The organism is Polycyclovorans algicola TG408 (assembly GCF_000711245.1).
GTDB lineage: Bacteria > Pseudomonadota > Gammaproteobacteria > Nevskiales > Nevskiaceae > Polycyclovorans > Polycyclovorans algicola.
The window spans coordinates 2415050-2436009 of the sequence record NZ_JOMH01000001.1; the positions used below are offsets into that span (position 1 = coordinate 2415050).

Genomic DNA, 20960 nt, shown 5'->3' on the forward strand with positions numbered 1-20960 from the left:
TGCACCAAAGGGCGACGGCGTTCACACGCCGTCGCCTTTTTTGTGTGAGACGGGGCTCGACCGCCGCGTCGTCGAGCGCTGAGCGCCGGGGCTTATGGGGTGGCCAGCCCTGCGAGCAGCGTCCGCATCATGTTCCGCGTCAGCGCCGCCGGGTCTCCCCACGGGTATTCCGGAATCGTGATGAGGTTGAACGCCACGCCCTGGACGCCGCACAGCAGCACGTTCTGTATGGCATCGGGATCGCCGTGTTGCAGCTCGCCGCGCGCCTGGGCCTCGACGATGCAGCGGCGCAGCACGGTGAGTCGCGGAACGGCCTCCGAGCTGTCGACAAAGTAGGCGTCGCCGGCGCCCTGCAGGCGGTCTTCGATGAGGAAGATGGCGCGAAAATCATTCGGTCGGTGCAGCCAAAAATCAATCGCCGCCTCGCACAGCGTCAACAGGCGTTCGGGTGCGGCGGTGTGCTTGTACAGGCGCTCCATTTCCGTGACCAAATCAGCGAACACGGTTTCCCAGATGTGGCGCAACAACTGCCGCTTGTTGGGGAACAGCGTGTACAGCGCGGCGGGCGAGCACTCGGCCATCGCCGCGATCTTGCGCATCGACACGCCTTCATAGCCCTCCGCCGCAAACAGTGCGCGGGCCGATTCGAGAATCCGGCTGCGGCTGGCCTCGGCCTGCGCCGGGCTGCGCGCCGGGCGGCCACGACGGGGTGAGGCGGGGCGGGTTGATGGCATGGCTTGTTTAATAAATGAACGCGTTCAATAATATGGGAGAATCAGGGCAAAAAACAAGGTAAACGGCATGGACCGGACAGGCGAAACAGTGGATGCGATTGTCGTGGGCGCCGGTCTGGCCGGACTCAAGGCCGCCATGGGCCTGCAGGCTGCTGGCAAGACGGTACGGGTGTTGGAAGCCCGTAACCGCGTCGGTGGGCGCTCGATGCCGGGCGAGATCTGCGGACAGACCATCGACCTGGGCGGTCAATGGGTGGGGCCGCAGCAAACCCTGCTGCTGCAACAAGCACAAGAACTCGGCGTGGCCACATATCCGCAGTACACGCAAGGCAAGAGCCTGCTGTGCCTCGACGGCAGGGTGTCGGCTTATGCGGGCGACATTCCCAAACTGCCGATGCTGTCGTTGCTTGAACTGGCCTTGCTGGAACGCCGCTGGCGGAATGAGGTGCGCACCTTGCCGGCGGAGGCGCCGTGGTCCGCGCCCCGCGCACGCGAGTGGGACGCGCAGAGCATCGAAAGCTGGCTGATGAAACACGTGCGCACTTCGGCGGCCCGGGACTTCGTCCGCATCATCACCCGCGCCTTGCTGTGCGCCGAGCCACAGCAGGTGTCGTACCTGTGCCTGCTCGAATACCTGCGACAAGGCCACGGACTGGAGGCCTTGATTGGCGTGAAGGGTGGGGCGCAGCAGGACAAGTTTGTCGGGGGCGCGTGGCAGATTCCCAAGCGCATGGCGGACCATTTGGGCGCAAGCCTGGTGCTGGACTCGCCGGTGCAGGCGATTGAGCAGCACGCTGACCATGTCATCGTCACCACGGCAGACGCGCGGTACGTCACCAGGCGACTGATCATGGCCGTGCCGCCGCTGCTGGCCGCGCAGGTGCATTACGAAATGCCGCTGCCCACCCGCCGCTTGGCGCTGATGCAACGCATGCCGATGGGCGCCGTGATCAAGGTGCATGTGGCCTACGACACGCCGTTCTGGCGCAGGGCTGGGCTCAACGGTGCGGCGTTCGCCAACGACCGTCACTTCAATGTCGTGTTCGACCAATCCCCTGAAGATGAACGCATCGGCATCCTCGTCGGCTTCATCGACGGCGCCCATGCCGTGGTCATGAGCGATGCCGGAGAAGCCACCCGGCGCCAGCAGGTGGTGGCGGATCTGGTGACGTACTTCGGTCCCGAAGCGGCGAACCCCATCGGCTATGTCGACCAGGACTGGACGCGTGAACGCTGGAGTCTGGGCGGCTACGTTGCGCACATGCCGCCCGGTGCGATGACCACCTACGGCAGCGCGTTGCGCGAACCTTGCGGCCGCATCCACTGGGCCGGCACCGAGACCGCGACGCAGTCGGCCGGGTATCTCGACGGCGCGCTGCAATCCGGCATTCGCGCCGCCCGGGAAGTCACGCAGGCCTTGGGGTAGGGCGGAGCGCGCGCAGCGAAAGCCGCTTAACCAACGCCGCGATTGGCTTCCTCCAAAGACTCCACCAGCAATCCCAACGTGGCTTCGGCAAATGCCCACATGTTGGTGCTGCGGTCGGCTGATCCGGTGCGCAGCGTGCGGACCTTGCTCAGCGGGCCGTCCACGGCATAGCAGGTGTGTCCCGCGGGGTCGCCGTAACGGTTGCCGGTAGGGCCAGCCGCGCCGGTTTCGGACAGACCCCAGGTCGCCGCCGAATGTTTGCTGCGAATCGTCCGGGCCAGCAGTTCTGCATAAGGCTCGGAGCTGGAGCGGATACCCAGCGCCCGCAGGGCCTTCATGTCGATGCCGGCCAATGCCTGGATGGAATCCAACGAATAAGTGATGGCGCCGCCGATATAAAACGTCGAGGCACCGGGCACCGCGAGTAACGCAGCCGACACCAGGCCACCCGCAGAGGTCTCGGCGACCACCACGGTTTCATCACGGGCAATGAGCAGGGCACCGGCGCGTGCCCCGAGGTCGAATACAGATTTCATGGCGAGCCTCTCAAAGTTGAAGGCCGGCAGGGTAGCGCGGGTGGGCAAGCGTTCACAGTTTTGTGCCCGCATTTGATCGTCGTTGTCAGTAATACGTCAAAGACGTATAGTCAGGCATGTTTGTGGTGATCGAAACGCCCACGTTTTCCAAGCTCTGCGTCGATTACTGGACCGAGGATGAGCGCGGTGCGTTCGCCGCATGGATCGCCGCTCACCCCGAGTCGGGTGACGTCATTCCAGGTTCGGGCGGATGCAGAAAGCTGCGCTGGTCTAGGGCCGGGATGGGCAAGCGTGGTGGGGTACGCGTCATCCATTACAACCAGTTGGCAGACGGGCGTATCTACCTGCTGCTGATTTATGCCAAAGGCGTTCAAGACACGATTTCGCCTCAGGTTTTACTCAAAATTAAGGAGGCACTCAATGCCCCTGACTGAAAAGCAGTTGAAGGCGCGAGACGCCAAGCGTGACCTTGGCGCCGAGTTACTGACGTCCATTGTTGAAATGAAGGCCGGTAAAGCGGGGAAAGTTCATCAGATCACGCTGTCGGAAATTACCGAAGCCCGCGCCCGATCGGGACTGTCGCAATCCCAGTTTGCGCAGGTTCTCGGAGTGTCAACCCGCACGCTGCAGGAGTGGGAGCAGGGGCGTCGTAAGCCCTCTGGCGCTGCGCAATCGCTGCTGGCCATTGCATCAAAGCGACCAGAAGTCATCCGCGAAGTGTTGATGACCTAGTGCAGCGCTTCCAACAATTCATTCGTTCTGGTGGCGCGCTTGAGCACATCTCTTCGTTGCTCATCGTCGCGATAGTGCCCACTATCACTCCTCTTCGCGCCTCGATCTGCACTCAATCGCACTCGCCATCTCCTAACGCTTTGTTAGAAGCGCTGCACTAGCCAGACGCGGTTGGTCGGTTGCGCGCCAAACCGATCAACCGTGTTGCCAATGGATGCGACTTGGCAGAATGCGCACTGGCTCGTCAGACGGAACACACCGTGCCGGGACGTTTTGTTCGCAGCTCCATCCTCAGCGGCGCCGCCGAGAAGTTACGCGATGCCGGCAAGCAACCGGCATCGCTCGCGCGCAAGGCGGGCCTTCCGGCTGCGGCACTGACCGATCCGGACTTGCTGGTGGCCGCAGCCGACGTCATCGACTTTTTCGAGATCGCGGCGGCGTCCACGGCGCAGCGCAACTGGGCTTTGGAGCTTTCTCTGGGCGCGCGGCTCGGCGCCGTCATCGGACCGCTGTGGCTGCTGCTGCGCAGCGCGACGACGGTTCGGCAGATGTGTGCCGACTTTGCCAATCATTTCGATCTTTACACCAGCGCGGCGATCATGCGGTTTGAGTCTCTCGGGCGTGACGGTGTGCTGCATTGGTCGGCTGCCACCGGCCAGGCCCGCAGTGAGGTGCAGATGGCCGAGTACGCGCTGTCAGTCACGCTGACGGAGATTCGGGCACAAGGTCCGCGCGGATGGACGCCGCCCTCGGTGCGTTTTCGTCACGAGGCGCCGGAGGACCTGCGGCTGCACCGTCAGGTGTTCGGCCCCAATCTTCGTTTCAACAGCGATGACAATGCCATTGAACTGGACGCGCAGATTCTTGATGCCCCGCTCGCAGGTGGCGCGCCGAGGATTCGTGCGCTGGTTCATCAGGTGCTGCGCCATGACGAAGATCAGCCCTCGCCACCCGTGACCTTTCAGGTGCAGGCCCTGGTCCGCGCGCTGTTGCCGTACGGGCCGTGTTCGGTGGGCGATGTGAGCCGTGGCATGGGCTTGTCGGTGCGCACACTGCAGGCGCGATTGCAGGCCAGCGGCCATAGTTTTCGGGCGATCAAGGATGCGGCACGGGCCGACCTTGCCGAGAAATACCTCAAGCATTCCGACATGACGGCCACGCAGGTGGCGGACCTGCTCGGCTACGCCGACCTGACGTCGCTGAGCCGCTCTTTTCGGCGCTGGCACGACGCCACGATCCGCACCGAGCGTCATCGCCGGGTCCGAACGACGCAAGGCCATCACGACTGAAGTCCGCAGCGTCCCGCGAATCGATCTGCGTGAAAAGCCAAGTCAGTCGCGCAAAATGCCAAGTCCTGGCCGTTGTCCGGGCACATGATCGGCACTTGATAGCGAGGCGTCAGACCTCGCTCGGTGATTTCAAATCCATGTGCGAGGAGATGACGATGCATACACAGGTCGATGCGGTGGTTATTGGCGCAGGCTTTGCCGGCATTTACGCGGTGCACAAGCTGCGTGACGAGTTGGGACTGTCGGTGCAGGGCTTTGACACCGCAGGCGGTGTGGGCGGCACCTGGTGGTGGAACCGTTACCCCGGCGCCCGCTGCGACATCGAATCGGTGCACTACTCCTATTCGTTTTCCGACGAGATTCAGCGCGAATGGCAGTGGACCGAGAAGTTTGCGGCGCAGCCTGAAATCTTGCGTTATCTGGAATTCGTCGCCGACAAGCTCGACGTTCGCAAGTCCTTCACCTTCAATGCCCGCGTAACCTCGACGGTGTGGAATGAGGCCGAGGCGCGCTGGACCGTCACCACCGAAGCGGGTGACACCTGCACCGCACGCTTCGTGATTGCCGCCGGCGGCAATGTGTCCACGCCCAAGTCGCAGGCCGAATTCAAGGGTATGGAGCGCTTCAAGGGCGAGGTGTACGCCACCAGCCACTGGCCGCACGACGGGGTCGATTTCGCCGGCAAGCGGGTGGGGGTGATCGGCACCGGCTCGACCGGCATCCAGATGATTCCCGAAATCGCCCGGCAGGCGAAGCACGTCACGGTGTTTCAACGCACCGCCAATTACGCGGTGCCGCTGGCGAACGAACCCATTGCGCCGGAGATGCGCAAGCAGCGCGCCGAGAACTGGCAGCAGATTCGCGCCAAGTCTCGTGATCGTTTCATGGGCATACCCTTCGAGTCGCCAGAGCCCAGCGCGCTGACGGTATCGCCCGAGCAGCGGCGCGAACGCTACGACCGCATGTGGAAAGAAGGCGGCTTTCGCATGGTGGCGTCCAGCTATGCCGACATCCTCACCGACGAGCGCGCCAACGACACGGCGGCCGATTACGTGCGCGAGCGGATTCGCGAGCGCGTCCGCGACCCCAAAGTCGCCGACTTGCTCTGCCCCACCGACCATCCGTACGCCACCAAGCGCCCGGCGATGGAGACCGATTACTTCGATTGCTTCAACCGCGACAATGTGTCGCTGGTCGATGTGCGCTCGGCGCCCATCGAGGAAGTCACCGAAACCGGCATTCGCACCGGCGGCGAGGAACATGCCCTGGACATGATCGTGCTGGCCATCGGCTTCGATGCCATCACTGGCCCGCTCTTCCATCTGGGCTTGGTGGGGCGCGATGGCGTGAAGCTGTCCGATCGGTGGTCGGATGGTCCAAAAACCTATCTCGGCATCGGTACCGCCGGGTTTCCCAACCTGTTCACCATCACCGGGCCGACCAGCGCCATCATTCTCTACAACAATCCGCTGGCGATTGAAGACCATGTGGAGTTCGTCGCCGACGCGATCAAGCATCTGATCGACACCGGTGCCGAGACCATCGAGGCCGACGAAGCCGCCGAGCAGGAATGGCACGAACTGGTGGCCGGCATCCTCAATCAGACGCTGTTTCCCCGCGCCAACTCCTGGTACATGGGCGCCAACGTGCCCGGCAAGCAGCGGGCGACCTTCGTCTTTGCCGGCGGCGCGCCGCTGTATCGGGCGATGTGCGCCGATGTGGTTGCCAAGGGCTACGCCGGCTTCCGCTTGGGGGGCAAGCCGGCGCAGCGCGTGCCGCCCATGGTGCAGATCGACGCGTCGGTGGCCACGGTGGTCGGCGCGATGTTGATGCAGGACATGAAGCCGCTAGAAGACTGCACGCTGGACGAATCCCGTGCCACGGTCGAGAGCTTCACGATGATGCAGAAGCCCGCGCCCAGCGATGTGACCTGCACCGAGACCACGTATCCCGGCCCGGCAGGCAACCGCGCGGTGCGGATCTACACGCCCTCGGGCATCGACGCTGACGAACCACTGCCGGTGGTCGTCTATTTTCATGGCGGCGGTTTCATCGCCGGCAGCATCGACATGTGCGCCGCACCTTGCGCCAATCTGGCCAAAACCCTGAACGCCATTGTCGTGTCACCCAGCTACCGCCTGGCGCCCGAGGCGCCATTCCCGGCGGCCACCGACGACACCTACGCTGCGGTGTGCTGGGTCGCCAAGGCGATTGCCGAACACGGCGGCGACCCGGAACAGATCGTGGTCATGGGTGAGAGCGCAGGCGGGCTGCTCGCAGCGGTCGCGGCCCAACGTGCCCGTGATGAGCACGGCCCGCACTTGCTGGCGCAAGTGCTGCTGTATCCGACCATGGACGCCGAAGCGAAGACCGCCTCACGGGTTGAATATGCCGAAGGTCCAGTGCTGAGTGTGGCGGCCGCCAACGGCATGTGGGCGGCGTATCTCGGCGACCCGGCGAAGGCCAGTTCACCCCTTGCGTCACCGGGTCGAGCCGGCTCACTGGCCGGGCTGGCACCCGCATTGATACTCAGCGCCGAGTGCGACCCGTTGCGCGATGAGGGCGAAGACTACGGTCGCGCCCTTCAAGCCGCCGGCGTGCCCACCCAAATACGGCGCATGAAAGGCATGGTGCACGCGGTCTACAACATGTCGGCTTTCGTGCCGCGGGTTGCCGAGTTTGATGCCGAGATGTCGACATTTCTCGAGTCGCTGAGGAAGCAGGCGACGGCCAGTGCCTGAGTTGGCGCGCGTCCCTCAGGTGCGTGGGCGGTAGAACGCCGCCCACGCACCTACAGATCATCAAAATACGGCGGCGCCATGATGGCCCGCGGGTGGTTCATGAAAATGCGCTCCTGGTGCGCGGGGTGATCCGGTGCCAGCCCCGCGAACCAGGCGCGTATTTCTTCGATCGGGGTGTGTCGATTGTTGGGGTCCCAGTGCTCGTCAATCGGCGTGAAGCAGCGCGTGCCGACGTCGCTGTCGGCGATGCGCTCACACACGGTCGCCAGCATGCGCTGGCAGTCGGCGACGCTGCGTTCGAAGACGTCCTGGATCGACGCGGTCTCCGGCACTTCCCACCGTTCGACGAGGTAGATCGGGCCGTGGTCAATCTGTTCGTCGATCTCGTGAACCGTGACGCCGTGATGGGTTCGGGTGGTGCGATCGATGATGGGTTGGCACCAGCAGCCCCAGCACCCGCCGTGCTCAGGGGGCGCGGGGTGAATGTTGACGGCGCCGTAAGTGGCGCGCTGCAAATGCGCCGGCTTGAGGATGATGCCGCTCACGTGCGAGATGATCAGGTTGTAGTCCATCGCCTCGATGTGGGCGAGCACCTCGGGCTTGGTGGCGGCGTTGCCCATTTCCCAGAACAGAACGGCCGGTTTCTTGAAATATCGACTGGCGATGGCGGCGGCCTCGATATCGGCACCGGGAATCGACGTCAGAATGAGCGGGCGGTAGTCGGCTTTCATGGGACGGGTCTGTTCGGGGTGTGAACCGAAAATACCGCATCCGCTTCAGGCCCGATGCGTGCTGAGCACTGGTTTCGGTGAAGCGGTATGGCACCATACCAACCTTGTCCATTCTCCCCTCCGGCCGCTGCCTGACGCCATGAAAGTCCACATTGTTTACGCCCACCCGCAGGCCACTTCGTTCAACGGGGCGCTGCTGCGCCGTAGCGTCGAGGCGCTGGAATCGCAAGGCCATGAAGTGCAGGTTTCTGACCTGTACGCCATGGGGTTCAACCCGGTGGCGTCGGCGCATGACTTCAAGGAACGTCGTTTCGAAGGCCACTTGCAGTACGACCGCGAGCAGAAGCATGCGGTGGGCCAGCGCGGTTTCAGCGACGACATTCAGGCCGAAATCGACAAGGTGCTGTGGTGCGACCTGCTGATTCTGCAGTTTCCGCTGTGGTGGTATTCGGTGCCGGCGATCATGAAGGGCTGGTTTGACCGCGTGTTCGCCAACGGGCTGATGTACGGCCAGTTGGGCCGCTTCGACCAGGGCGGCCTCAAGGGCAAGCGCGCCATGGTCTCGACCACCACCGGCTGCTTCCCCGACATGGTCGAGGCGGGCGGCATCATGGGACACCTCGACGTGATGCTCTGGCATCTGCAGTACGGAACGCTGCACTACGTCGGCTTCGATGTGCTCGAACCGTTCGTCACCTACTCGGTGCGCTACGAAGACGATGCCGCGCGGGCCCAGTATCTCGATGCTTTGGAGGCGCGTCTGCGCAACATCGAGCAAGTGCCGCTGAAGTCCGCGCACCTGAACGAAGAGTTCGGTGCCGACTGGAAGCTCAAGGCGGGCATCGCGCCGCGCACCACCGGCCATCTGTCATTCCCCGGCTCGCCGGCGTAACCCTTCTCACTTCATCCGGATCAACTGACTGACATGACCATGATTGCCACTGCACTGACCGTTGAAAACGGCCTCGCGCGCCTGCGCTTTACCGATGCCGCCAACGCCAACCCGATCAATCGCCGCCTCTGCGATGAGCTCTGTGACCAGGCGGTCGAGCTGTCCAGCCGCAGTGATGTGCGCGCCGTACTCGTCACGGCGGATGGCAAGCATTTCGGCTTCGGCGGCGACATCGCCCACTTCAACCAGCAGGGTGATCAGTTGCCGGCCGAGATCAAGCGCATGACCGCCACCATTCACAGCGCCATTACCCGGCTGCAGCGCATGGACGCGCCGATGGTGGTGGCGGTGCAGGGGGTTTGCGCCGGGGGTTCGGCGGCTTTCGCGGCCGGCTGCGACGTGGTGATTAGCGCCGACAATACGCGTTGGGTCGCCGCCTACACCGGCATTGGCTACAGCACCGACGCCAGCGCCACGGTGATGTTCTCGCGCCGCATGGGTCTGGCGCGGGCGCGCAACTTTCTGCTGCGCAATCAGACCTTGGATGCGCAGGCCGCGCTGGCCGCCGGACTGGTCGATGAGGTCGTGCCGGCCGACCAACTCATCGCCCACGCTGAGCAGATTGCCCAGCAGTTCGCCCAGGGGCCGACCAAGGCGTATGGCGAGGTCCGCCGTCTGCTCCTCAGCGTTCAGGACCAGCCGCTGGAAACGCAGTTGGAGCTTGAAGCGCAAGCCCTGGCCCGCGTTGCCGCGACTGACGATGCGCGCGAAGGCTTGCGGTCGTTCAGCGAAAAGCGCAAGCCGAATTTCACCGGTCGGTAGCGCATCCGGCGGGCGACGCGCCGGCGGTCATGATCAGGGGCAGAGCTGACGCATTCGCTGGTAGGCCGGGCGCGCTTCGACGCGCTCAAGGTAGGCGACGATGTTCGGGTATTGCTCGATGGGCGCGGCCGTTTTCAGCGCCGGAAACGACGTGCCGTTGGCCAGGTGCAGGTCGTAGGCCACCATCACGTCGGCGCCGGTGAACGCCTCGCCGGCCACATACGGCGAAACGCCCAGCGTGCGGTCGAGGTGCGACAGGGTGGTCGCGAATTCCGCCTGCATGAAGCCGTCGTAGGCCGCCGATTGAATCTGCAGCAGCTTGCCGTAAAGGTCGAACAGAATCGGCACCATCAGCGTCGATTCGGCCGCGTGCATCCAGTGCAGATAGGCGACATACGCGTCCGAGTCGACGGCCGGTTTGAGTCGCCCCTGACCATGGCGTTCGATCAGGTATTCCACCACCGCGCCGGACTCGCAGATCACCCGGTTGCCGTCTTGCACCACCGGCGACTTGCCCAGCGGCGACAGCTCGAAAATGGATTGCGGCGAGCGAAAGGTTTTCGGGTCGCGCTGGTGGTGCACCAGCTCGTAATTGATCGCCAGTTCCTCCGCGAGCCAGACGATGCGCTCCGAGCGCGACATGTTCAGGTGATGAATCGTGATCATTGAATTTCTCCTCTCAGGGCGGGTGAAGCGTAGCGGAACCCATCACCGACAAATGGCGCGAGGTCCGCAAGCAACCTGTCGCGTGTCGCCGGTTCGCCGCCATGACATCATCGCCAGCCCGATAGATCGCCTCAACGCGCCATGGATTCTCTAAGCCAGATTGCCCTCGGCGCTGCCGTCAGCGTGGCCGTCATGGGGCGGCATACGCCGGTGGGCCGCGCCGCGTTGTGGGGCGCCGTGTGCGGCACCTTGCCCGACCTTGATGCGCTCATCGACCACGGCGATGCGGTGCGCAACATGACCCTGCACCGCGCCGAAACCCATGCGCTGTTCTGGCTGACCCTGGTGGCGCCGCTGATCGCGGCCGGCATCCACCGACTGCATCGCGGCAGCGCCACGTTCAAGCGATGGTGGCTGGCGGTTTGGCTGGTGCTCATCACCCACCCGCTGCTCGACGTGATGACCGTGTACGGCACCCGCCTGGCCCTGCCGTTCACCGATCAGCCGTATGGCGTGGCCAGCATCTTCATCATTGATCCGCTGTTCACGCTGCCGCTGCTGATCGGCTTGGGGGTGGCGCTGTATCGCAAGTCAGCGCGCCCCACGGTCATCGCGCTGGCGATCAGCTCGCTGTATCTGGCGTGGGGCTACGGCGCGCAGCAGCAGGTGCGCGGTGTCGCGCTCGCCAGCCTGGATGAGCAAGGCGTAACGGTCGAGCAGCTACTGGTCACGCCCACCGCCTTCAACTCGGTGCTGTGGCGCGTGGTGGCCATCACCCCCAACGGCTATGCCGAAGGCTTCCGCTCGCTGCTGGATGCCGAACCGCAGATGCAGTTCATCCACCATCCACGCGGCATGGCGTGGTACGACCGCGTTGCCCAGCACGCCCCGGTGCAACGCATCGCCGCCTTCAGCCGTGGCTACTTCGACCTGGTGCAGGTGGACGACACCCTGCGCATTCGCGACCTGCGCATGGGGCAAACGCCGTATTTCTACTTCAGCTTCGTCATCGCCGAGCAAGGGGTTGATGGCTGGCAGTGGGTGCCGCCGCAGCCGGTCGGTGACCGGCCGCCACTGGCCGAGGGCTTGGGGTGGATGTGGCTGCGAATGGCTGGCAACCCATTGCCCCCGCCGGGTGCGGGGTTGGAGCGCTGAATGATCAAACATGCCGGGTTTGGAATTGGCGCCAGACGCGGGCGCCGTTTGAACGGTAGAGCTGGCGAAACTTGACGGCACACCTGGAACCAAGCGGTCCACCCAAAGTCGAGACTTCCTGATTCGGCGCGCGAGTATCTGATCAATCATTTCCGACACAAACCGGAGTTCGTATGCGGTCTCCTGATCCGAGTTTTCTGGCACACGATGGGTTGAAGCGGGCACTTGAGCTTCTCGTCTCGCGAGGTCGTGATGCGGTCGATCTGCCAGTCACGCTCCCCGAGTCCGGGCTGGGCGATCAATGCGCACTGGAAATGCTCTCGGGTCACGTGCTGGACGGGGCCGCTGAACTCAGTTCGCCGACGTCGCTGGCGCACATGGATCCGCCGACACCCTGGATCACGTGGGCCATGGCGCTGTGGAACGCCAGTCTCAACCAGAACATGCTCCATGAAATGACCTCTCCCTTTGCCACGCAGGCGGAGGCTCTGGTGTTGAGGTGGCTGTCACCGTACTTCGGCATGCAGGGTGGGCATTTTTGCGCGGGCTCAACCCTGGCCAACCTGACGGGCATTTGGGCGGCGCGTGATGCTGCGGGGGTGAGCAAGGTCGTTGCCTCAGAGGCCGCACACCTCAGCGTCGAGAAGGCGTGCCGCTTGCTGGGCCTCGAACTCCTCAAGGTTGCAGTTGATCGGCATGGGCGCCTGGACGGCGCGCAGCTCCCCAGCCTTGATGACGCCTGCCTGGTTCTCACCGCAGGAACCACCGCCACGGGGGCTGTTGATCCCTTGCACCTGGCGGGTGCCGCGAAGTGGACACACGTCGATGCCGCATGGGCGGGTCCGCTGCGACTGAGTCGGACCTACTCCGGACGACTCGACGGCATTGCGGCAGCCGACTCGGTGGCCGTATCTGCCCACAAATGGCTCTTCCAGCCCAAGGACTCGGCTCTGGTGATGTTCCGCGACCTGGAGATGGCGAATTCAGCGATCAGCTTTGGCGGCAGCTATCTTGCGAGGCCCAATGTCGGCGTTCAGGGCTCGCGATCAGCTGTTGCGATTCCCCTACTCGCGACGCTTCTCGCCTGGGGTCGGGAGGGCGTGGCCCAACGTCTCGACGATCTCATGCAAATGGCTGACGTACTGGCGGACGCCATTGAGACGAGTGATCGCCTGCTGTTGTGGGGTCGTCCGCAGACCGGGATCAACGTGTTCCGACCCACATGCTCAACGGCTGCCGCACTCGTGCAGGCGCTGCCGCCCGGCATGTTGTCAACCTGCGTTCTGGATGGCCAGGCGTGGGCGCGTTCGGTTGCAGCCAATCCGTTGGTGGATATGAATCTTGTGGTGGGGAGCGTTCTGGCTGCCAGCCTTGAAGGCGCCTGACCCGCCCCCTGTGAGCCGTACCACCTGGTGACGAGGAGAATCCGTCGCTTGGATGAGGGCGGAAATGCGCAAGAGTCGATTCGCTGCTGAGCAGATCATTGGTCTTCTGTAGAAAGTGGAGGCCGGAATGCCCGTCGCCGAGCTATGCCGGTGATACGCCTTCAACGATGCGACGTCTTATGCGTGACGGGCCAAGTACGGCGGTATGCGAGCGGACGAGGCCAAGCGTCTGCGGGATCAGGAGACCGAGAACACCCGCGTGAAGTAGCTGCTCGCTGAGGCGCGGCTCATCTCGAATTTGGAGCCCTCAAGGTCAGTTGAAGGGTGAAGCGCTGGCTCCGCCGCGCAAACTCTAGCCGTCCTGCGGATACTGGCCTTGGCCAATGCGAGGTACTTCAAAACACAACTCCAGCAATGAGCAGGCCCGACAAGTCACAAACGACATTCCTATTGCGTCTAAGTAAGGAAGAGGGCTCGTCGGGCCCGTTCTGCGAAAGGTACTGTCATGTCCGCACGCTCTTCCTGGCTTCTGTTTTACCCCCGTACATCGCTTTCCATCGCCCTTGTCTTTCTGATGGGGTTCGGGGTTCCACATGCCACTCATGCCGAAGGCCCCGGGACAACTCGTGCAAACCCCCCTGTGCTGGTGATCGTTGAAGTGCCGAAGCCATGGCTGGTTCCACGATTCTTGGTCGCGCGCAAAATGCGCGACACGATTTCAGAGTACGAAGCACTGCCAGGCTTGGCCTTCAAGGCGTACTCCATCAGGCACGCCGACGGCGCTTTCGGTGGTCTGTATCTCTGGGATGATGCGGACCGTGCTCGAACCTGGTTCTCGCCAGGCTGGTTTGAGCGTGTTGAACGCGAACGGGGCGCTGCGGCGCAGGTGCGCTTCTTCCAAGTCTTGACAGTGATCGACACGGTGCAGGGCGGCACGCTAATGGACACCCGAAGCAAATCGGTAGCTTCGCTCTTAATGTTGCCGCCGAACAGTGTCTTAGCCGATTTTTCGCCGGAGGCGCTGGTAGGACTTGTTGCGGCGGACAAGCGAGTGCCGGGGCTGCTTCGACGTTATCGGGTGATCGACGAAGGCGGTCGCACTGGCGTTTTGAGCATCTGGGAAAGTACGGCCGCCGCAAGGCTGCTCATGAGCGACTCAATGGAGGCCGAATCGGAATGGTTTGACACTCCAATTCTGCTACCCAGCAGCTTGCCGTCACATCCGTCCAGACTCGGTGGGTCAGAAGGAGCGCCGCAATGAAGATCACCGACCCCGAGCCCGGACAGTTGAATGCTGCACGGCAGGGTAGCCTTGCCGCCCTGGATGGCCTGCTGGGGGTTATTCAGCCGGGAGTTTACAACCTGGCCCTGCGCGTACTGGGTCAGCGTGAGGATGCCGCCGATGCGACTCAAGAAATCCTGCTCAAGGTCGTGATGCACCTCACCACCTTTCGCGATGATGCCTCATTCACCACCTGGGTTTGGCGAATCGCACATAACCACCTTATGACCGCCCGAACGCGCACCCTCGAATCCCCCGTGGTGTCCCTTGAATCCCTCACCGAGTGAACCGCCCCAAGTATCCCGGAGGCCATTTAGTCTGAGTCACGCAGCTTTGACGTACTCAGGGTGTTGTGCATAGTAGTTAGCTTCTGCTTCGGCTGGCGGGATGTGCCCGATGGGCTCCAGCAGTCTTCGGTTGTTGAACCAGTCCACCCAGTTCAAGGTGGCCCATTCGACGTCCTCGCGTTTGCGCCATGACGACTGCCGGTGGATGACTTCGGCTTTGAACAAGCCGTTGATGGTCTCGGCCAGGGCGTTGTCATAGCTGTCGCCGACGCTGCCCACCGAGGGCTCCAGTCCCGCGTCGACCAGGCGCTCGGTGTATCGAATCGAGACGTACTGGACGCCCCTATCGCTGTGGTGAACCAGCCGACCCGATCCGAAGGGTTTCCGGTCGTGCAAGGCTTGTTCCAAGGCATCGAGCACGAAATCGGTGCGTGCCGATGATGAAGCTCGCCAGCCGACGATCCGTCGGGCGTAAACATCAATGACAAAGGCAACATAGACAAAGCCCTGCCAGGTGGACACATACGTGAAGTCGGACACCCAAAGCTGGTTTGGCCGATCTGTCTTGAACTGCCGTTGTACGTGATCCAGTGGGCATGAAAGTTTCTTGTCACTGAAAGTGGTGCGCACCCCCTTGCCGCGAATCACGCCGCGCATACCAAGCCGCTTCATCAGCCGTGCCACGGTGCATCGTGCAACTCCTACCTGCTCGCGTCGCAATTGGCGATAGACCTTGCGTACTCCGTAGACCCGGAAGTTGTCGTTCCAGATTTGCTGAATCAACGGGGTGAGTTGATCGTCTCGTTTAGCTCGAAGAGATCGTTGTCCTGGATCCCGCTGCTGGGCAGCGTGTGCGTAGTAGGTCGATGGGGCAATCGGCAGCACTTTGCAGATCGGCTCGACCCCATGGACATCACGATGTGCGTCGATGAACGCCTTCATCGTTTGAATGGGCGGTCGAGCTCCGCCTGAGCAAAATACGCAGATGCCTTGCGCAGAATCTCGTTGGCCTGACGCAGTTCGCGAACCTCGCGCTCCAGCGCCTTCAGGTGCGCCTTCTCGTCGGTGGTCAGGCCCTCCCGCTGCCCAACATCACGCTCGTGCTGCCGGACCCACACCCGCAGGGTCTCGGCCTTGCACCCCATCTTTCCAGCAATCGATTCCATCGCCGCCCACTGCGAGCTGTAGTCAGATTGATGCTCCAGCACCAGCCGTACCGCTCGCTCCTTCAGCTCCGGGGAATACCGTATTCCTTTGTTCATCGCTCCATCCTCTCAAGGTTTAGAGCCTCCGGGAAAGATGGGGCGGTTCAGAGGATTGGATGCGGGGCTGGAATTCGCAGACCGTGCTGCACATGCAAGGGGTGATCCGGGCCAATTAACACCCGAAGACAAACTCGAAGCTCGTCAAGTGGGATTGACCTGCACGCAGTCCATGCTGATGGCGCTGGACCGTGACCAGCGAATCGTTTACCTCTTGGACACCGTTTTTGATCTGCCTTCGAAGCAGGCCGCCGAAGTGGTTGGCATCACCCCCGAAGCCTATCGACAGCGGCTCTCGAGAACGCGCGCTCGGCTGCAGAATTACATGGACAGCAATTGTGGGCTGGTCAATCCGGAATCAGCCTGCTCCTGTCCCAGACAACTGCCAGCGGTGCGCCACCTGCGTGGGGACCGCCCCTTGAAACAGCTCGATGCTGAAGCGCAGCGTGCAGCAGAACAGGCCTTTGACGCGTTTTTCCGTATCAGTGATGCCGCAAGCGTGTTCCGCAGCCATCCTGAGGTCCAAGCCCCAGAGGCATTGCAGACCGCAATCCGTGCGGTGCTGAGTCAAGAGGGGTTTCTCACAAAGGACCCATCACATTGAACAGGTCCACCGAGATTCTCGGTCAAGCATTGGCGATTCGCGCAGATGACGGCGAGGTGTTGCAGGCCACGTTGTTTGAGTCTCCCACCCAATCCCGCAGCCCGGTGCTGATCGCCAGTGCTCTTGGCACTACGCAGCACTTTTACGCACCCTTCGCTTCTTGGATGGCCGAACGTGGCCACACCGTAATGACCTTTGACCTGCGGGGTATTGGCGCTTCGAGGCGCGAAGAACATCGGCGTTCGCTACGCGGGCTTGACGTCAATATGCTGACCTGGGCGCGTGTCGATTTCGCCTCAGCGGTCAGAACGCTTTGCGCACATACCGCGCAGCAACGCGTCACTCTCGTGGGGCACAGCTTGGGCGTGCACAACGCGGCGATGACCAATGGTGAAACACAGTCATGTCTCGAAAAGGTGATTTCGGTCGCAGCGGGCTCGGGCTATTGGCGAGATTGGGCCACCCCGTCGAGGCGTAAAGCACCCTTGATGCTGCACCTCGCCGGGCCGCTACTGACCCCGCTGTTTGGATACTTTCCAGGCCGACGTCTCGGGATGGTGGCAGACCTACCGGCCCCAGTAATGCACCAGTGGACCCGCTGGTGTCGTCACCCCGGGTTTGCTTGGGGCAGTGAGCCACAGGAAGTCATTCCCAGCCTTCAAAGTGCGCGCTTCCGCATCGAAGCCTTCAGCTTCACGGACGACGATGCAATGACCGAGTCCTGCACACAAAAGCTGTTGGATGCGATGCCCAATGCACCGTCAACCCTACGAGTTCTGGCGCCGAGCGACGTGGGACTCACGGCAATCGGTCACGTCGGAGCATTTCGCCGCAACGCAGCCTCGTTATGGCCGCATCTGGTAGCAGGGATTTTATGATTTGGGGATCTCAGTATCGAAGGTGAGCGCCCACTTCGGGCTGTTTCAGGTCAATGCCAAAGAGCTGGCAGTGGGATGGTTCATCGCAAGTCGCGTCGTGCTCTCCTCCGCGCTGCGGGTCATTAGCTTGCGCCCAGCGTCAGGGATTCGCTCCCCGCTGCAATTCACCGGTCAGGCGCAGGTCACGCGACGACTCCCCAACGGCCACCCGGTAGGTACCCGGCGCCGTACGCCATGCGTTGCTGCCGAAATCCCAATATTCAAAGGCGCGGGGTGGCAGGGTAATGACCACGTCGGCACTGGTGCCGGGGGCGAGGGTGACGCGCTGATATCCGCGCAGTTGCCACGGCGGCTGAACGATACCTGCGGCGGGTGAGGGCAGGCCCAGGTAAAGCTGGGCCACGGTGCGGCCGGGGCGACTGCCTGTGTTGCGCAGGGTGGCGCGCACGGTGTCGCCTTCGATGCGAAGGTTGCTGTATTCAAACGTGGTGTACGACAGACCGTGGCCGAAGGGGTAGGCCGGTTCAAGCTGGTTGTGGTCGTACCAGCGATACCCCACGAGCACGCCTTCGCGGTATTCGGCGCGGATGATCAGGCCGGGGTAGGCGATGACGCTGCCGGCGGTGGGGAGCTGGTCGGCACTGTCGGGGAAGGTGGCGCTGAGGCGGCCGCCCGGATCAACATCGCCAAACAGGATACGGGCGATGGCGGTGCCGCCTTCCTGGCCCGGAAACCACGCCTGAAGCAATGCCGCCAAATCGTGTCGCCACGGGGTGAGCACCGGCGTGCCGGCCTGCATGATGACGACGGTGTTCGGGTTGGCGTCGGCGACGGCCGCAATCAAGGCATCCTGATTGTCGCCACTCAAGGGGCAAGAGATGGCGAGGCAGGGCCGGTCCACGCCCTCGGTTGATTCCACTGCCACGAACACCAACGCCACATCGGCATTGCGGGCCAGCGCTGCGGCATCGGCCAGGTTGCCGCCGTCGTGATGATCGATCTGCACGCCGCTGCCCGCGCGGGCGGTGATGCCCTGCAGCGGCGTGGTGACCGAGAAGGGCTGCACCGAGGACGAACCACCCCCGCTGACGATGCGGTCTGCCGACTCGCCGATGACGGCGATGCGCGATAGCGTTGCGGCGTCCAGTGGTAGCACGCCGTTGTTGCGCAGCAGCACGATGCCGGCCTCGGCCACTTCCTGCACCAGCGCGGCATGCCCAGGCTGATCGATGAGATCGTCGCGCTCTTCAAACGCGGCGCGGTCGAAGATGCCGAAGCGGAACATGGTGCGCAGCACGTTGCCGACCCGTTCGTCGATCAGCGCTTCCGACACCCGCCCGGCCAGCACGTTGAGCCGTATGGTGAGGGGCGCGTAGAACAGCGGCACCGGCATCTCAAGGTCCATGCCGGCATTCAGGGCCTGCACCGTGTCCTTCTGGGCGAAGAAGTAGTCGGTGAGCACGTAGCCGTCGAAGCCCCATTCGCCGCGCAGAATGTCGGTGAGCAGCTCCGGGCTGGAGCACGCGGGCCGACTGTTCACGCGGTTGTAGGCACACATGACGCTGCCGGCATCAGCCTCGATCACCGCCGCTTCAAACGGTGCCAGATGAACCTCGCGCAGGGTGCGGTCGTCGATCACCGCGTTGACGATGAAGCGGCTGCCGATGAGCCCGGTGAGCGGCGGAATGCCGAACTGGCCTTCCTGATTGTTGGCAACAAAGTGCTTGACGTTGGCGATGACGCCTTCGGATTGCGCACCCTTGATCCACGCCACGCCCAGCCGCGTGGTGAGCCACGGGTCTTCGCCGTAGGACTCGAAGCTGCGACCCGCCAGCGGTGTGCGCAGGATGTCGATGGTAGGGCCGTGCACCACGTCGGCCCCCTTGAGCCGTACCTCGTTACCGATGGCGCGGCCACTGCGGTAGGCCAGGTCCTCATTGAAGGTGGATGCCAGCAGGGCAGGCGCGGGATGTTGCGTGGCCTGGCCCTTGCGCGGCCCGACCGGACCATCGGAATACAACATGCGTGGAATGCCGACGCGCGGCACGCCATCGCTGGTGCCCACGGCGGGTTCGCCGGTGACCGAGCCGAACGGGTCATCACCGGCGAGCAGGGATATTTTTTCGTCCAGGGTCATTTCCGCCAGCAGCATCTGCGTGCGGGCCGCCGGGCTCAGGGTGGTGTCGCACCAGGGCTGGTCGATGCAGATGGCGGCTTGTGCAACAGGCGGATTGTTGCTGCCTGTGGCCGGCGCGATGGGATCGCTGCTGGAACAGGCGGCGAGGAGCGCAACGGTAAGCAGGGCGGCGAGGGCGGAGGTGCGCGCGACGGGTAAAGGGGGTGTGCCCGATCTGGACTCGGCTTGCTGAGGCGAACGGCGCCGCGCCGATGGCGCGCCCTCTCCCGACCCCCGATGAAGCGCCGGGGGCCACCCTCTCCCGCTTGCGGGAGAGGGGCTTTGTGGCGGCAGGTGAGCGAGAGAACGTGGACTACGGCTGAGATTGGAGATCGCCATATCAGGACACTCTTTTTCCTCTCCCGCAGGCAGGAGCGCCAACGACTGGCTTTTACGGCGCGCCATCCCACAACGCCGCTGCGCCGGGATCGATCACGGTCAGTAAACGGTTGAGCAATGACTTGAGCACCTGCGCATCGCCCGGCCCCAGCCGTTCCAGCACCTGTGACTCCACCGCAGTGGCGGCTGAGATAAGTCGCAGCGCGCAGTCGCGGCCGGCGTCGCTCAGTTCGTAGCCTTCGGGCACGCTGCGTGCGAGACCGCGCGCCACCAGCGATGCCAGGGCATCACGGCTGCCGTCGTCCAGCACCCCGGCCATGCCGGCATCAAGGTCATTGATGGCCATGCGTTGTTTCAGGGTGAGGGCCGACAGCACGTAGAACTCTTCATCGCTCAGGCCGGCCTGTTCCAGCAGCGGCCGAATCTGCGCGTAAAAGCGGAAGTGGCTGCGGCCCAGCAGGTAGCCCAAAAAGTCGCCGCTGAAGCTGCCATCCAGCCAGGCGCTCTTTGGTGAAGTGTGTGCTGGATCGCGCTGGGTTGCGTGGGCGTAGCCCCCACCGTGAAACACCAGTGGCGCCGCGTCATCGCGATCAAACGACAGCACTTCGCCAATGAAGATCAGGTGATCGCCGCCCTCGTACAGCGTGGCGGTGCGACATTGGAAGCGCGCCATGCAGCCGCGCAGCAAGGGCACGCCACCTTCGCCTTCATCGAAGTCCAGCCCGGCAAACTTGTTCTCGCCGCGCCGGGCAAAACGGCCCGACAGGTCTTCCTGATCACTGGCCAGCACGTGCACCGCCCAGTGTCCGTTGTTGCGAAACGCCGGCAGGCTGAGGGCGTTGTTGGCCAGGCTCCACAACACCAGCGGCGGGTTCAACGACACCGAGCTGAAGCTGTTCACCGTCAGGCCAACCGGCTCACCCTGCATGTCGCGGGTGGTGATGATGGTCACGCCGGTGGCAAAGCTGCCCAGCGCGCGGCGGAACTCGGTGGCGTCAAACGCGGCGGTATTGCCCATGAGGA

The 20960-nt window shown here is 63.3% G+C and carries 20 protein-coding genes, 1 pseudogene and 1 other annotated feature; of the genes and pseudogenes, 14 read left to right on the top strand and 7 right to left on the bottom strand.

The window, feature by feature from the left end:
• Positions 1-92: 92 nt before the first annotated feature.
• A complete protein-coding gene (locus U741_RS0111575) occupies positions 93-734 on the bottom strand; it encodes a TetR/AcrR family transcriptional regulator (protein WP_029890629.1) in 642 nt (213 codons plus the stop codon).
• Positions 735-822: 88 nt separating this feature from the next.
• Between U741_RS0111575 and U741_RS0111580 the strand changes: the two genes are divergently transcribed.
• Positions 823-2160, top strand: a complete 1338-nt coding sequence (locus U741_RS0111580) for a flavin monoamine oxidase family protein (protein WP_200872716.1) — start codon at positions 823-825, stop codon at positions 2158-2160.
• Between the two features lie 26 nt (positions 2161-2186).
• On the opposite strand, the gene U741_RS0111585 is transcribed toward U741_RS0111580, so the two are convergent.
• Positions 2187-2696 carry a CinA family protein gene (locus tag U741_RS0111585; protein WP_029890631.1) on the bottom strand — a complete coding sequence of 170 codons (510 nt, stop codon included), beginning with the start codon at positions 2694-2696 and terminating at the stop codon, positions 2187-2189.
• Positions 2697-2812: 116 nt separating this feature from the next.
• Between U741_RS0111585 and U741_RS0111590 the strand changes: the two genes are divergently transcribed.
• The 4 genes from U741_RS0111590 to U741_RS0111605 all read left to right on the top strand — a co-directional run bounded on the left by U741_RS0111590 (position 2813) and on the right by U741_RS0111605 (position 7458).
• Entirely contained in the window at positions 2813-3130 is a 318-nt protein-coding gene (locus U741_RS0111590; protein WP_029890632.1) for a type II toxin-antitoxin system RelE/ParE family toxin, read from the top strand.
• A complete protein-coding gene (locus tag U741_RS0111595) occupies positions 3117-3428 on the top strand; it encodes a helix-turn-helix domain-containing protein (protein WP_029890633.1) in 312 nt (103 codons plus the stop codon). Before U741_RS0111590 ends, U741_RS0111595 begins: the two co-directional genes overlap by 14 nt.
• A gap of 260 nt (positions 3429-3688) precedes the next feature.
• Positions 3689-4717, top strand: a complete 1029-nt coding sequence (locus U741_RS18440; RefSeq protein ID WP_161776187.1) for an AraC family transcriptional regulator — start codon at positions 3689-3691, stop codon at positions 4715-4717.
• 149 nt (positions 4718-4866) lie between these two features.
• Positions 4867-7458, top strand: a complete 2592-nt coding sequence (locus tag U741_RS0111605; protein ID WP_043110270.1) for a flavin-containing monooxygenase — start codon at positions 4867-4869, stop codon at positions 7456-7458.
• A 50-nt stretch (positions 7459-7508) separates the two neighbouring features.
• Here U741_RS0111605 and U741_RS0111610 read toward each other — a convergent pair whose 3' ends face one another.
• Positions 7509-8189 carry a formyltransferase family protein gene (locus U741_RS0111610; protein ID WP_029890636.1) on the bottom strand — a complete coding sequence of 227 codons (681 nt, stop codon included), beginning with the start codon at positions 8187-8189 and terminating at the stop codon, positions 7509-7511.
• A 139-nt stretch (positions 8190-8328) separates the two neighbouring features.
• Between U741_RS0111610 and U741_RS0111615 the strand changes: the two genes are divergently transcribed.
• Both U741_RS0111615 and U741_RS0111620 read left to right on the top strand, forming a co-directional pair.
• Positions 8329-9081 carry an NAD(P)H-dependent oxidoreductase gene (locus U741_RS0111615; protein ID WP_052378734.1) on the top strand — a complete coding sequence of 251 codons (753 nt, stop codon included), beginning with the start codon at positions 8329-8331 and terminating at the stop codon, positions 9079-9081.
• Between the two features lie 39 nt (positions 9082-9120).
• Positions 9121-9903: an enoyl-CoA hydratase/isomerase family protein gene (locus U741_RS0111620; RefSeq protein WP_161776189.1), complete on the top strand. Its 783-nt coding sequence runs from the start codon at positions 9121-9123 to the stop codon at positions 9901-9903.
• A 33-nt stretch (positions 9904-9936) separates the two neighbouring features.
• Here U741_RS0111620 and U741_RS0111625 read toward each other — a convergent pair whose 3' ends face one another.
• Positions 9937-10569 (bottom strand): glutathione S-transferase family protein, encoded by a 633-nt coding sequence (locus U741_RS0111625; protein ID WP_029890639.1) that lies wholly within the window; start codon positions 10567-10569, stop codon positions 9937-9939.
• A gap of 141 nt (positions 10570-10710) precedes the next feature.
• On the opposite strand from U741_RS0111625, the gene U741_RS0111630 reads away from it, so the two are divergent.
• The 5 genes and pseudogenes from U741_RS0111630 to U741_RS0111645 all read left to right on the top strand — a co-directional run bounded on the left by U741_RS0111630 (position 10711) and on the right by U741_RS0111645 (position 14678).
• Positions 10711-11724, top strand: coding sequence for a metal-dependent hydrolase (locus tag U741_RS0111630; protein WP_029890640.1), 1014 nt, complete (start codon positions 10711-10713; stop codon positions 11722-11724).
• Positions 11725-12053: 329 nt separating this feature from the next.
• Positions 12054-13109, top strand: a complete 1056-nt coding sequence (locus tag U741_RS0111635) for a pyridoxal phosphate-dependent decarboxylase family protein (RefSeq protein WP_436240257.1) — start codon at positions 12054-12056, stop codon at positions 13107-13109.
• A gap of 115 nt (positions 13110-13224) precedes the next feature.
• Positions 13225-13374, top strand: a pseudogene (locus U741_RS19730) (transposase); the annotation flags it as partial.
• Positions 13375-13614: 240 nt separating this feature from the next.
• Positions 13615-14370 carry a hypothetical protein gene (locus U741_RS0111640; protein ID WP_152551584.1) on the top strand — a complete coding sequence of 252 codons (756 nt, stop codon included), beginning with the start codon at positions 13615-13617 and terminating at the stop codon, positions 14368-14370.
• A complete protein-coding gene (locus U741_RS0111645) occupies positions 14367-14678 on the top strand; it encodes an RNA polymerase sigma factor (RefSeq protein WP_029890643.1) in 312 nt (103 codons plus the stop codon). Before U741_RS0111640 ends, U741_RS0111645 begins: the two co-directional genes overlap by 4 nt.
• A 36-nt stretch (positions 14679-14714) precedes the next feature.
• Here U741_RS0111645 and U741_RS0111650 read toward each other — a convergent pair.
• Positions 14715-15940 (bottom strand): IS3 family transposase gene (locus tag U741_RS0111650; protein WP_152551585.1). Its coding sequence is split into 2 segments (ribosomal slippage): positions 14715-15655 and positions 15655-15940, totalling 1227 coding nucleotides; the frame shifts between segments, so codons are not numbered across the junction.
• Positions 15546-15662: a sequence feature (AL1L pseudoknot), on the bottom strand. It overlaps the preceding gene by 117 nt.
• A 172-nt stretch (positions 15941-16112) precedes the next feature.
• Here U741_RS0111650 and U741_RS0111660 point away from each other — a divergent pair.
• Entirely contained in the window at positions 16113-16544 is a 432-nt protein-coding gene (locus tag U741_RS0111660) for a sigma factor-like helix-turn-helix DNA-binding protein (RefSeq protein WP_029890645.1), read from the top strand.
• Positions 16541-17422 carry an alpha/beta hydrolase family protein gene (locus U741_RS0111665; protein ID WP_161776190.1) on the top strand — a complete coding sequence of 294 codons (882 nt, stop codon included), beginning with the start codon at positions 16541-16543 and terminating at the stop codon, positions 17420-17422. Before U741_RS0111660 ends, U741_RS0111665 begins: the two co-directional genes overlap by 4 nt.
• Positions 17423-17561: 139 nt before the next feature.
• Here U741_RS0111665 and U741_RS0111670 read toward each other — a convergent pair whose 3' ends face one another.
• A complete protein-coding gene (locus tag U741_RS0111670) occupies positions 17562-19574 on the bottom strand; it encodes a beta-glucosidase (protein WP_052378736.1) in 2013 nt (670 codons plus the stop codon).
• Between the two features lie 415 nt (positions 19575-19989).
• Complete coding sequence (locus U741_RS0111675; RefSeq protein WP_029890648.1) at positions 19990-20955, bottom strand: flavin reductase; 966 nt, start codon at positions 20953-20955, stop codon at positions 19990-19992.
• Positions 20956-20960: the final 5 nt, after the last annotated feature.